This is a genomic window from Pseudomonas sp. B424 (genome assembly GCF_055408345.1).
In genome coordinates this window covers 1-11,420 of record NZ_JBUZTL010000002.1, presented here as the reverse complement: position 1 = coordinate 11,420, position 11,420 = coordinate 1, and the positions used below count along the sequence as shown (strand labels likewise).

13 protein-coding genes and 1 tRNA gene are annotated in these 11,420 nt (G+C 57.2%); 3 read left to right on the top strand and 11 right to left on the bottom strand.

What is annotated here, in order from left to right; genetic code table 11:
• Window positions 1–11 precede the first annotated feature (11 nt).
• Window positions 12–101: transfer RNA gene (locus ACZRMS_RS02395), tRNA-Ser, on the bottom strand.
• Window positions 102–421: 320 nt separating this feature from the next.
• On the opposite strand from ACZRMS_RS02395, the gene ACZRMS_RS02390 reads away from it, so the two are divergent.
• The 3 genes from ACZRMS_RS02390 (at window position 422) to ACZRMS_RS02380 (ending at window position 3,169) form a co-directional block, all read left to right on the top strand.
• Window positions 422–1,111, top strand: a complete 690-nt coding sequence (locus ACZRMS_RS02390) for a crotonase/enoyl-CoA hydratase family protein (protein WP_463993964.1) — start codon at window positions 422–424, stop codon at window positions 1,109–1,111.
• 220 nt (window positions 1,112–1,331) lie between these two features.
• Window positions 1,332–2,114, top strand: a complete 783-nt coding sequence (locus ACZRMS_RS02385) for a lysophospholipid acyltransferase family protein (protein ID WP_463993963.1) — start codon at window positions 1,332–1,334, stop codon at window positions 2,112–2,114.
• Between the two features lie 83 nt (window positions 2,115–2,197).
• On the top strand, window positions 2,198–3,169 hold the full coding sequence (locus ACZRMS_RS02380) for a magnesium and cobalt transport protein CorA (protein WP_463993962.1): 972 nt from the start codon (window positions 2,198–2,200) through the stop codon (window positions 3,167–3,169).
• 36 nt (window positions 3,170–3,205) lie between these two features.
• On the opposite strand, the gene ACZRMS_RS02375 is transcribed toward ACZRMS_RS02380, so the two are convergent.
• From ACZRMS_RS02375 to ACZRMS_RS02330, 10 genes are all read right to left on the bottom strand, one after another.
• Complete coding sequence (locus tag ACZRMS_RS02375; protein WP_463993961.1) at window positions 3,206–3,919, bottom strand: amidotransferase; 714 nt, start codon at window positions 3,917–3,919, stop codon at window positions 3,206–3,208.
• A 654-nt stretch (window positions 3,920–4,573) separates the two neighbouring features.
• Window positions 4,574–4,915: a ribonuclease E inhibitor RraB gene (locus ACZRMS_RS02370; RefSeq protein ID WP_003446510.1), complete on the bottom strand. Its 342-nt coding sequence runs from the start codon at window positions 4,913–4,915 to the stop codon at window positions 4,574–4,576.
• Window positions 4,916–5,189: 274 nt separating this feature from the next.
• The gene (locus tag ACZRMS_RS02365) at window positions 5,190–5,798 is read right to left on the bottom strand and encodes an START domain-containing protein (RefSeq protein ID WP_463993960.1); all 609 of its coding nucleotides are present in this window, start codon (window positions 5,796–5,798) and stop codon (window positions 5,190–5,192) included.
• Between the two features lie 47 nt (window positions 5,799–5,845).
• The gene (locus ACZRMS_RS02360) at window positions 5,846–6,100 is read right to left on the bottom strand and encodes a YkgJ family cysteine cluster protein (protein WP_048358771.1); all 255 of its coding nucleotides are present in this window, start codon (window positions 6,098–6,100) and stop codon (window positions 5,846–5,848) included.
• Between the two features lie 157 nt (window positions 6,101–6,257).
• Window positions 6,258–6,731, bottom strand: coding sequence for a translation initiation factor 2 (locus tag ACZRMS_RS02355; protein WP_463993959.1), 474 nt, complete (start codon window positions 6,729–6,731; stop codon window positions 6,258–6,260).
• 70 nt (window positions 6,732–6,801) lie between these two features.
• The gene (locus ACZRMS_RS02350; protein WP_463993958.1) at window positions 6,802–8,274 is read right to left on the bottom strand and encodes an aminotransferase-like domain-containing protein; all 1,473 of its coding nucleotides are present in this window, start codon (window positions 8,272–8,274) and stop codon (window positions 6,802–6,804) included.
• A gap of 293 nt (window positions 8,275–8,567) precedes the next feature.
• The gene (locus ACZRMS_RS02345) at window positions 8,568–9,383 is read right to left on the bottom strand and encodes an OmpA family protein (RefSeq protein ID WP_463993957.1); all 816 of its coding nucleotides are present in this window, start codon (window positions 9,381–9,383) and stop codon (window positions 8,568–8,570) included.
• Window positions 9,380–9,736 (bottom strand): DUF4398 domain-containing protein, encoded by a 357-nt coding sequence (locus ACZRMS_RS02340; protein WP_463993956.1) that lies wholly within the window; start codon window positions 9,734–9,736, stop codon window positions 9,380–9,382. Before ACZRMS_RS02340 ends, ACZRMS_RS02345 begins: the two co-directional genes overlap by 4 nt.
• A gap of 9 nt (window positions 9,737–9,745) precedes the next feature.
• Entirely contained in the window at window positions 9,746–10,564 is an 819-nt protein-coding gene (locus ACZRMS_RS02335; RefSeq protein ID WP_463993955.1) for a substrate-binding periplasmic protein, read from the bottom strand.
• Between the two features lie 138 nt (window positions 10,565–10,702).
• A partial coding sequence (locus ACZRMS_RS02330) for an electron transfer flavoprotein subunit alpha/FixB family protein (RefSeq protein WP_463993954.1) occupies window positions 10,703–11,420 on the bottom strand: 718 nt, incomplete at its 5' end.

Sequence of the window (11,420 nt, the reverse complement as noted above, 5' to 3'; positions counted from 1 at the left end):
TTTACTTAATGTGGCGGTGAAGGAGAGATTCGAACTCTCGATACAATTTCTTGTATACACACTTTCCAGGCGTGCTCCTTAAGCCACTCGGACACTTCACCGTATCTCTTCAAACAAGTTCTGTCTGTCGAGGCGCGCTAATGTAGTCGAAAGCTTTCGATATGACAAATGTTTTTTTCAGAATTTTCATGTGCTTACGCAATTAGCTGTTTTTGAGCCATGGCCAGGGCGGGTGATTCTGCCAAATCCCGGCCTTGGCACCTTGACCCCTCCCACCATCACCGTTGCTGCGCCGCCTTCTATATAAGCCTCTATATAGAAGGCACAGGCCAATCGCCTGACTCATCAGTCAGTCATAGCCCTTTACCTGCGCCGTGGGGCTGGGTAACGTCTGCTCCACTTCAAAACAAGGAATTGCGCCATGAGTGACTTGATTGCCTACCACCTGGAAGACGGTATCGCCACGCTGACCTTGAGCAACGGCAAGGTGAATGCCCTTTCCCCCGACGTGATCACTGCGTTCAACGCAGCACTGGATCAGGCCGAGCAGGATCGTGCCGTCGTCATTATTACCGGGCAGCCGGGCATTCTCTCCGGTGGTTACGACTTGAAGGTAATGACGGCCAGCCCGGAACAAGCCATTGAGCTGGTAAGGCAGGGGTCGACCCTCGCTCGCCGCATGCTGGCGCATCCCTTCCCCATCGTGATCGCCTGCACGGGCCATGCAGTGGCCAAGGGCGCATTCCTGTTGCTATCGGTGGATTACCGTATCGGCGTCGAAGGCCCGTTCAGCATTGGTCTGAATGAAGTGCAAATCGGCATGACCATGCACCACGCCGGGATTGAACTGGCCCGCGACCGGCTGCGCAAATCGGCATTCCATCGTTCAGTGATCAATGGCGAAATGTTTAACCCGACCACCGCCGTCGACGCAGGCTTCCTCGATCAGGTGGTCAAACCTGAAGAGTTGCAGGCCGCAGCCCTTGAAGTGGCCCGTCAGTTGAAAAAGATCAATATGAAAGCCCACAGGAATACCAAGCTCAAAGTGCGCAAAGAGCTACTGGAAACCCTGGACAAGGCCATCGAGGAAGACCAGCTCCACCCGCTCTGATCCGGGCCCTCAAAAACCTGCCCCGATTGCAACCTGCGGTCGGGGCAGCGCTTCCCTCCCGCCTCTCGTAAATCCCCCTCAAACATCTCTAGCCCGCACCTCGACAGCCACACTGAAACAAATACTAAAACTTCAGCTATCTCCTAGTTGTGTCGGGGTAATTGCTGAATCCAGTGCACATCCGTACACTGCGCCCACTTTAGTTTCAGCGGGCTTATAAATGCTATTTTTGATACGTATGTTATTGATGTGCCTGCATTTTATGATCGCAGGGGTACTGGGCGTACTGCTGGGTATATGCCGTCCCTTCAACCCGGACAACAGCCGCCTGTGCGCGCGACTGTATGCCTGGCCGTCCAGATGGATCCTGGGCTACAAGCTCAAGACCGAAGTCGGGCCGTTGATGGACAAGCCGCAAAGCTGCGTGGTCATCGCCAACCATCAGTCCAACTACGATCTGTTTGTATTCGGCAACGTAGTGCCGCGACGCACTGTGTGCATCGGCAAAAAAAGTCTGAAGTGGGTCCCCCTGTTTGGCCAGTTGTTCTGGCTGGCCGGCAACGTGCTTATTGACCGGGGCAATGCCCAAAAAGCCCGTCAATCCATGCTGACCACCACCCGCACCCTGCAAGAAAAAGACACGTCCATCTGGGTCTTCCCCGAAGGCACACGCAACTTCGGCAAAACCCTGCTGCCGTTCAAAAAAGGCGCATTCCAGATGGCAATTACTGCCGGGGTACCGATTGTGCCGGTCTGCGTGAGCACCTATAGCCAGCACCTCAAGCTCAACCGCTGGCACAGTGCCGATATTCAGATTCGCTCTTTGCCTGCGATCCCGACTGACGGCCTGACCCTGGATGACATGCCACAGCTGATGGAACAATGCAGCGAACAGATGCGCGAGTGCATCGAAGCCATGGACCGCGAGCTGCTGGCCCAACAAAATCGCGATGTGCCAAGCGTCAACGGGAGCAACACCGCAGCCTCTAACCCGAACGCCTGAACGGTTATAGACTCAAAGAGATCAATTGCGCGCTAAGCTGCATCTTCGTGCCATAACCCTTTGAAGAAGAAGCGATTAGAACTATGGGGAGAGTTGTTGCTGCTGCGGTTTACAACGCAGGCAAGAAAGTCACCAATATCACTCTGGACGAAGGCATTGCCTGGGCTAAAAAACCCGGGCACTTCGTCTGGATTGGTCTGGAACAACCCGACGCGCAGGAACTGAGCAACTTGCAGCGCCAGTTCAACCTGCATGAACTGGCCATCGAAGACGCCCTTGAGCAACACAGCCGCCCCAAGCTCGAAACCTTTGGCGATGCGCTGTTTATCGTTATCTATTCGCCGATTCGGCATGAAGGCAAACTGGAGTTCGTCGAAACCCATATTTTTGCCGGCAATGGCTACATCATCACCAGCCGCAATGGCCACTCGGCTTCGTACAAGGCCGTACGCCAGCGCTGCGAGGCACGCCCGCTGCTGCTGGATCATGGCGAAGACTTCGTGCTGTATGCCCTGCTCGACTTCGTGACGGAGAGCTACCAGCCCGTCAGCGAAGCCATCCACGCCGAAATCGACCAGCTCGAGCAGAACATTCTGGGCAACGCCCTCAATGAAGCCGACATCGTGCACCTGCATGCCCTGCGCCGCGATGTGCTGCGACTGCGACGCTATGTGGCGCCCATGGTGGAAATCAGCGAAGAGCTGCAGCGCCTGACCTTCCCCTTTATCGACAAGAACATGCGCCCGTATTTTCGCGATGTGCAGATTCACGTCACCCGGCAGATGGAAGACCTCACCACCCTGCGCGACATCGCCACCCAAACGATTGAAATCGTCGTTTTGCTGGAGTCGTCACGCCAAAGCATTGTGCAGCGCAAATTCGCAGCCTGGGCAGCCATTCTGGCCTTCCCCACTGCGGTGGCGGGCATTTACGGGATGAACTTTCAGAACATGCCGGAGCTGAGCTGGCATTACGGCTATTTCGGCGTGCTGGGATTTATTGCCGTAGGCGTTACCGGGCTGTGGGTCAGCTTCAAGCGCTCCGGCTGGCTGTAGACTTGAGCCGCAAGCTTGAAGCTTGCGGCTTGATGCTTACGACTTCTGCGCCACAAAGCGCATCATCCACTCGGCCACGGTCCGACCATGATGGTCCTGACCCAGGCTGGCAATACCGGTGCTGTATATCTGCTCGCCCAGATGTTCCTGGCGCAGATCCAGCAAGGCCCGCGAATAGTCGTGGATAAACTCGGGATGCCCCTGGAAGCACAGCACCTGGTCGTTGATGTGATAAGCAGCAAACGGGCAAAAATCGCTCGAAGCAATCACCGTGGCGTTTTCCGGCAAGGCCGTTACCTGGTCCTGATGGCTGATCAGCAGCGTCAGCTCCTCAACCACGGGGCTCATCCAGGGCGCCTTGGCTGCCAGTTTGTACTGATGGGTACCGACGCCCCACCCCTGTGTGGCACGTTCGCTCTTGCCGCCCAGCAGCAACGCAAGCAACTGGTGGCCAAAGCAAACGCCGAGCAGCTTGTCACCACGCTCAAAGCGGGTCAGCAGGTAGCTTTTCAGGGTTTGAATCCAGGGGTCGGTGCCAAATGAATCGGCTTTGCTGCCAGTCACCAAATAAGCATCAAACACCTGGTCGTCAGACGGGTACTCGCCATGCATCACGTTAAAGACGCTGAATTGCGCCGCAATTGGCTGAGTGGAGAACAGCCGTACGAACATTTGCCCGTAGCCCTGATATTGATCAACAAACTCTGGACGCAGAATGTCGGTTTCCAGAATGCAAATGCGTAGCGACATAAAAGTACCTGGCACGATAAAAGCGAAAGTAATGATGGCAACGCGACAGAGCCTGCCTTGAAACGGCATTTCAAGGCAAGTACTGAACGTAGCCCACGCCTGCGGCCAACTGCCATCTCAACGGCTTCGCCCTTACATTTGTCGGGCAAAAGATACCGGGGCAACGCGCCCTGACGAACGGTAGGGGGCTAATAAAATAGGCCGGTTGCGAGCCCGTTGCGTCTAGCAACGGGGTGACAGCGCGAGTTAAAAAAACCTAATAGCTTTTTAGAAACTTACTGCACTTGGATGATGTTAAAGGGTTCTAAGCCATATGTTATGAGGGCTCTAATGTTAAGCCTGTCGCTGGGGCCGTACTTTTTAAAGGACTGGAGCCCCTGTCGCAGGCATTGTCGTTCGGGAATAACAAAAAAAGGCAGATAGCCATGTTCAAACATACGAAAGTACGTCAGGCCGGACTCATCCTCTTTGCTACCACCCTGCTGCTGATCTTGCCGAATTTGACCAAAGTCATCGGCTAAAGACGCGCCTGAATGCCGAAGACGTGCAGCCGCTGCGCGTCTTCGACGGCTACAGGTTTGCGGCACCAAAACACTTCCTGCAAAAACCGGAACGGCCAGCCCTCAGGCCAGCCGCTAACCAGTCAAACCTACGTCAATTCAACAGGCCACGCACCTCCTGCTTGACGCCCCAACCCTCGATAATGCCGCCGAGCGGTACCACTACAGCTTCGAAGTCCTGCTCGAAATCACCGATACCACCGTAGGTGGCGTACATCACCTTACTCAACTCCAAATGCCATGCGCCGTCATCGCGCACGTTGATCTGTGCATTCAGGGACTCACCACAAAATTTGCCTGCAGCTCGGCGCGCCCGCTCCTCGTCCGGGAAGATCGCGTAAAACTCGATGGGATGGATGCGTGAAAAATCAAAACCGCCTTCTTTCATGCGGCGCAGCACATAGCTGCTGAGGTCTTCTTGATGGGCTGTGCTCATGAAACGTCCTCCTCGCAATGGATAGACATTCAGCACTCCCTTCCGGGCGCAATCAGGCCTTTAGAAGGGAGGAAATAAGCATGTAGCGAACAAGATCAGAGCCAGTCGAATACTTCGCTGGTCTGGATGCAGAGTAGCCCTGGTGTGCGGCGTCTGCCAAGAGGAGAGCACATGAATTTCAACAAGTTTTTTCAGCAACCGGGCCGTTCAAAAAGACGGATACCCGGCGCCTGGGCAGATGCGCTGCCCGGGGCCAGGCGAACCCTGCGAAGGATTACGGCTTTTCAGCACGCTCCTTGAGGCCCTTGAGGGTGTTGAACGGGGCATCGACCACAAACTTGTTGGCCAACCAGGACGGCACGCTGCCACCTGGCTCGGTGTGCACCTGATAGGTCACTTCGGTGAGGTTGTCGCCTTTTGGCACAAGCTTCCAGAAGCCATCAACCTGGGCAACCCGGACAAAGCCTTTTTCTTCAGGAACGTAGGTCGGCTGGCCCTTGAGCGTGCGGGTCAGGCTGCCATCAGCGCCTTGGGCCGTGGTCACCAGCAGTACCGAGTCACGCGGCGTTACCGGCCATGGAGTTTTGAACTGGGTGTAGGTCCAGCTCTGGTCACCTTCATGCTTGAGCAGTTTTTGCGTCTGGCATTCATGAATCCAGGCACAGGCGCCCGCCACGTCTTCCTGCAGCTTGCTGATCCTGGCTAGTGGCGCCTTGATGGTGGTCACCCCCTGGTAAGCCTTGTACTGGGAACCGGCGACTTCACTCAGCGACACCTTGATGCCGTCCTGGTCCTTGGCGACCTTCCAGTCTTCAGCCTGGGCCACGCCCGTTATCAGAACACTCAAACCACATACCAATGCCACTCGATGCAACGAACCCATTGTCTTATTCCTTATTGTTGAAGGTCTGTTAACTGGACACGAACACACTATGCCGCGGTCATCTGCTCCCACCAACCGATCAGGTTGATCGCTTCTTCCCGGTTGCTGCCGCACACTTCGATGTCGGCCTTGAAGTCGCCACATACAGCCGGGCGCTCAGGCTGACCGAACAAACCGCACAGGTAGTCGACAGAAAGATGCAGGCAGCGTTCCCCGGCAGGCTTGCCGTTGGGCATGCCGGGCAGCGGTGTGCTGATGGAAGGGGCTATGCAGCAGGCGCCACAGCCTTCACGGCAATTCATGACGTTAGCTCCTCGTTCGGGGCAAAGTGTGTTGATGACAAGGGATAGTACTCGCTGGAACAGGTGTTTGAAATTGACCGTTCAGCAGAATATGCCGATAAATGGCAGTGACCGGACAGTCAGTTTAGAAGCCTGTTTTTCACTGCCAGGCACTTACTTATTGCTTGAACTCGAAATCCAGCGCGGCACCTTCGATCTCGTTGTGTCGGGCGTCATTGCGCAATTGCAGGTTCATCTCGTTGCTGAGCAAACGCCCGTTGAGCTGAAACGGGCTCTCTTCAGCCGGCTTTTCGCCAAACATGTTCGGCAGCAACGGTTTGTGCGCAGGCATGGGGACAGTGCCCAAAGGACGGAGCTGGCGAACCATCTCAGGCGGCAATCGCAAATCAAGGTTCGTGGTGGGCAAACGCTTTTTGGCGATTTCATGGGCCGATGTGGACTTGGACGCCATTGGCTTACGTCTTTTGACGGGGGCTTTTTTCGTACTCTCCACAGGCTTTGCCGCAGAGCGGGCAGATTTCGCCTCGGTGGTGGCTGCCCCGGATTGTGCCGGGGCTGCTGTCGCAGCAACAACATTGAGCGCACTCAAGACGCACACCAGCACAAACCCTGCACAAAACTTCGTTTTCATAACTCCACAGCTTTAACGGTTCAGGGGCGTATGCTCGCGCTTTACGCACAGGGTGACAAGTTGATTATAGTCAAAATGCCATCCCCGCTGCTGCCGGACCACCGCCATACAGACCAGCCGCTTCCTGGCAGAGCTGGCTGGCAAGCATTCCCAGGGTCATCAAGGCCCGATCGGCCTCCCGGTTCCAGGGTGTGCCACAGTTCAGCCGTATGCAGTGATTGAACTGCTCGGTGTTACTGAAAATCAGCCCCGGTGCGATGCTGATCCCTTGTTGCAGGGCCCGGACATGCAACTCCTGGGTATTGACCCGGCCCGGCAGGCTGACCCACAGGATAAACCCCCCGCCAGGGCGCGACATCTGCGTGCCTTCCGGAAAGTGCTGCTGCACGGCCAGCTGGAATGCGCTCAGGTTTTTTCTGTATTCCTGGCGGATATAGCGCAAGTGGCGGTCGTACCCTCCGTTTTCAAGGTAGGCCGCCACGGCCATCTGGGTCACGCTGCACGCAGAATGCGTGGTGAATGTCTGCAGGCGCTGGATTTCTTGCTGAAACTTGCCAGCTATCATCCAGCCGATGCGCACTCCGGGGGACAGGGTTTTGGAGAAGCTCGAACAGTAGATCACCCGGTCCAGGCGGTCATAGGCCTTCAAGGCCTTGGTGCGCCCCACCTCAAACATCAATTCGCCATAGATGTCGTCTTCAACAATCTGGATATCAAAGTCCGAAGCCAGGCGCAGCAACTGCTTTTGCCGCTCTTCAGGCATTGTCCCGCCCAGAGGATTGCTCAGGCGCGTGGTCAGGACCAATGCCTTGATCGACCACTGATTGGCCGCCAGTTGCAGGGCTTCAAGGCTCATGCCGGTGGCCGGATCGCTGGGGATCTCAATCACTTTCAGCCCCAGCAGATCAGCCAGTTGCAGCAGCCCGTAGTAAGTCGGCGACTCTGCCGCAATCAGGTCGCCGGGACGGGTGAGTACCCGCAACGACATTTGCAGGGCATCGACACAGCCATGGGTGATGATGACTTCAGAAGGGTCAACCACCACTCCCGCGTCACGCATACGGATTGCTACCTGCCGGCGCAACGGCTCAAAGCCCGGGCTGAACATATAGCTGAATGCCCGCGGGCTATGAAAGCGCGTGACCTTGGCCAGCTGCTGGTGCAGCGCACGTACGGGCAAGTAATCGACACTGGGCACGGCCGCCCCGAGCGGAAACACACCTTCACGACGGGACTCGACCAGTACCTGCTGAATGATGCTGCTGCGGGTGACCAACCCCGGGCGCTCTACACGTGCGATATCAGGGGTCGGCGCCGTCAGTGCGGGGGTCTGGTGTACGTAGTAGCCCGACTGCGGCCGCGCCCGGATCAAACCCTGATCTTCAAGGTTGGCGTAAGCCTGCAGCACGGTGGCATGGCTGACATTGAGCTGTGAACTCATCTTGCGCACCGACGGCACACGCTCGCCCGGCTGATAAACGCCACGCCGAATATCCTCAGCCAGTTGCTGAGCAATACGTTGGTAGAGCAAAAGGTTGGTCATGGCGTAGCACTCGATGTTCAGGCATTTTTTTTATTTAGAACAATACCGGAACAGTTTAGAAGTGTACGGGCACAGTTGTCACTTTTCTAAGCCGTACACCCCGAATGCGGGGGGAACTGTATGGGTGCAATTTAATGAAATGAACAGCTGGTTCGACTGGATCATATTTGGCGAGCACTGCAATTCCTGTGGGAGCCGGGCTTGCCCGCGATGGCATCACCGCGGCCTGCCAGGGGCACCGGGTCGATCCAGTCGCGGGCGAGCCCGCTCCCACAGTTAATCCATGCCCGGCTTTAACGTGCAGCGCCCAGCTGACCTTTTTCGTCAGAAAATACGATTTCGACACGACGGTTTTGCGCACGACCACGCTCGGTAGCATTTACGTCCACTGGATACTGGTCGCCGTAGCCTTCCACCTGGATGCGCTTTTCGTCGATGCCCAAGTCGACCAACACATCCGCCACGGCTTGTGCCCGGGCAAGGGACAGTTTGAGGTTGTCTTCCGTGCCGCCGGTGCTGTCGGTGTAGCCCTCGATGCGCACAATGCGCTTGGGGTTCAGTTGCAGGAACTGCACCAGCTTGAGCACCGTCCGGTTGGCGGAGTTTTTCAGATCGGCAGCGCCGGTATCGAACAGCACGTCACCCAGGGTCATCACCAGACCACGGTCAGTCTGGGTGGTGGCCAGGCTGACGATCTGTTCTTCCAGCCATTGCCCCTGCTGCTGAACACTCAACAACTTGGCTTCACGCAAGGCCAGCTGCAGGCGCTGGCGCTCCAGTTCGAGCCTGGCCGCGCGCTCTTCGTTCAGCACCTGCTGAGTGTGCTCGCGGGCGATCTCACTGTAGCGCTGGCTCAAATAGGCGTAATGCGCCACGTCTTCCCCACTGCCCCAGTAGCTGGACAAGCGGTCAGCACGCGCCAGGGATTCACCGGCGCGGATCACATCCTTGGGCGCGATGCGCAACACGTTAGTGTCTTCCTTGACCGCCTGGAAGTCCGTACTGGCCTGTTGCAAGGCCTGATCACTGTTGTGATGCCCGGCACATCCGGCCAGGCTGACGCAACCTAGCGCCAGCGCGCCCATGAAAGCTTTGGACTTGAGGCTCATTGCGCCTCCGCCAGTTGTTTGCGCAAGCGCGAGATACGGGTATTGAGCACGTTCAATTGTTCCTGGCTTTTTTGCGTCAACACGCGGGCTTCGGCCAATCGGGCGTCGAGTTCGGCTTGTTCGGCCTGCATGCGGGCATCTTTGTAAGACTCTTCAGCCATATCTGCCAGCGCTTGGGCCAGCTTGCTTTGCGCCTGTTTCAGCTCAGCCAGATCGTCGGCTTTCGCGCCTACGGCCCTGGCTTGTTCCAGAGCTTGTTCGGTCAAACGCAATTGTTCATTCGGCGCAGGATCGGCTGCACAACCCGCCAGAGCCAAAACGGCCAGGGCAGCGAAAAGAGGTCGAATTGTCACGAGGAATTCCTACTGTTTTGGGGCGCTGAGCGGTTGTTGCAGCTGGGTTTTCCACCGCTCCAGATTGCGTTGCAATGCCGCCTCGGTCAGGCCGGACGCGGGCAATTCTGTCATCTTTTTGGCGAGCTGTCCGCGCAACCACGGCTCATTGCAGGCCGAGTCATGGGAAACCGCCAAAAACAGCCCCGGTTGATCGATAGGGTGCGGGTGCGCCAACAGGTCATCGGCAATGCCCAGGGTTTGAGCGGTGGCCATCCCGGCGTAGCGGCCGGCCAAAACGTATTCAACCTGCCCGAGCAACAACTTCTGGAAGGCCTGGGTCAGGCCGGGCTGGCGCTCCAGGTTCAACTGGTGTTGCGCAAACTCGTTGAAGGTTTCGCTTAACCGGGCTTTCTCCGAGACGGCGCCCGTATGCCCATGCAAATCGGCAGGCGTTTCGTAGCTCAGGGTCGATGCCTTGAGCGTCCACACCAGATAGTCGTTACGCACCAACGGCGGATGAATGTAGTCGAACGACGAAAGCCCGGCCACCGTCAGTGGCGCATCCAGCAGCATGTCCATGCGCCCGGTGCGCACTTCGTCCTGGGCCTGGGCGCGCTTGCCACCATAGAGCACTTCAACCTTGATCCCCAGCTCCTGACCCGCCTGCTGTATCAGGTCGGCACTGACACCGATCAAGTGCGCCGGGTCGGCCGGATCGCGCCACAGGTAAGGCGGGGCATCGGGGCTGCCGGTGACGATCAGGCGCTCGCACTTGCCCGCGGCTTCAGACAGCAGTGGCAAAAACGCCAACCCCACCAGCAGCCTGCTCATCTGACGCATATCCATACACCCTGCACCCCACACACAATTGAGACCTGTAAAAAAACCCGGTCACCCGGGCCGTGAAGAGCGGGCAAGGCACTGAGTGCCTTGCCCTTCCCCACAGCCCCGATGACCGGGCTCTTTATAAGTGAAGCAACTGGATTAAACCAGCTTCTCCAGCTCAGGTACGGCTTCGAACAAGTCCGCTACCAGGCCGTAATCGGCCACCTGGAAGATCGGTGCTTCTTCATCCTTGTTGATCGCAACGATCACTTTGGAGTCTTTCATGCCCGCCAGATGCTGGATCGCACCGGAGATACCGACCGCGATGTACAGCTGTGGCGCAACGATTTTGCCGGTCTGGCCGACCTGCATGTCGTTGGGTACGAAACCTGCGTCCACTGCTGCGCGGGATGCGCCCACAGCGGCGCCCAGCTTGTCGGCCAGGGTGTACAGGAGTTTGAAGTTGTCGCCGTTCTGCATGCCGCGACCGCCGGAAACGACGATTTTGGCTGCGGTCAGCTCAGGACGGTCGGACTTGGCCAGCTCTTCGCCAACAAACGACGAAGTGCCTGCATCGTGAACCGCTGCAACCGCTTCAACCGCTGCCGAACCACCTTGTGCAGCAACCGGGTCGAAACCGGTGGCACGTACGGTGATCACTTTGATTGCGGCCGTGGACTGCACGGTGGCAATGGCGTTACCGGCATAGATCGGGCGCTTGAAGGTGTCGGCGCTTTCAACCGAGATGATCTCGGAGATCTGGTCCACGTCCAGCTGTGCAGCAACGCGCGGCAGGATGTTTTTGCCGTTGGAGGTGGCAGCAGCCAGGATGTGGCTGTAGCCCTTGCCCAGTTCAGCTACCAGGGGAGCCACGTTT

What these genes read in the sequence shown, in the direction of transcription:
- ACZRMS_RS02355 (WP_463993959.1), bottom strand. Translation starts at nt 6,731, where the DNA reads ATGAAAACGAAGTTTTGTGCAGGGTTTGTGCTGGTGTGCGTCTTGAGT.
- ACZRMS_RS02365 (WP_463993960.1), bottom strand. Translation starts at nt 5,798, where the DNA reads ATGGGTTCGTTGCATCGAGTGGCATTGGTATGTGGTTTGAGTGTTCTG.
- ACZRMS_RS02350 (WP_463993958.1), bottom strand. Translation starts at nt 8,274, where the DNA reads ATGACCAACCTTTTGCTCTACCAACGTATTGCTCAGCAACTGGCTGAG.
- ACZRMS_RS02390 (WP_463993964.1), top strand. Translation starts at nt 422, where the DNA reads ATGAGTGACTTGATTGCCTACCACCTGGAAGACGGTATCGCCACGCTG.
- ACZRMS_RS02375 (WP_463993961.1), bottom strand. Translation starts at nt 3,919, where the DNA reads ATGTCGCTACGCATTTGCATTCTGGAAACCGACATTCTGCGTCCAGAG.
- ACZRMS_RS02360 (WP_048358771.1), bottom strand. Translation starts at nt 6,100, where the DNA reads ATGAATTGCCGTGAAGGCTGTGGCGCCTGCTGCATAGCCCCTTCCATC.
- ACZRMS_RS02335 (WP_463993955.1), bottom strand. Translation starts at nt 10,564, where the DNA reads ATGGATATGCGTCAGATGAGCAGGCTGCTGGTGGGGTTGGCGTTTTTG.
- ACZRMS_RS02385 (WP_463993963.1), top strand. Translation starts at nt 1,332, where the DNA reads ATGCTATTTTTGATACGTATGTTATTGATGTGCCTGCATTTTATGATC.
- ACZRMS_RS02370 (WP_003446510.1), bottom strand. Translation starts at nt 4,915, where the DNA reads ATGAGCACAGCCCATCAAGAAGACCTCAGCAGCTATGTGCTGCGCCGC.
- ACZRMS_RS02345 (WP_463993957.1), bottom strand. Translation starts at nt 9,383, where the DNA reads ATGAGCCTCAAGTCCAAAGCTTTCATGGGCGCGCTGGCGCTAGGTTGC.
- ACZRMS_RS02380 (WP_463993962.1), top strand. Translation starts at nt 2,198, where the DNA reads ATGGGGAGAGTTGTTGCTGCTGCGGTTTACAACGCAGGCAAGAAAGTC.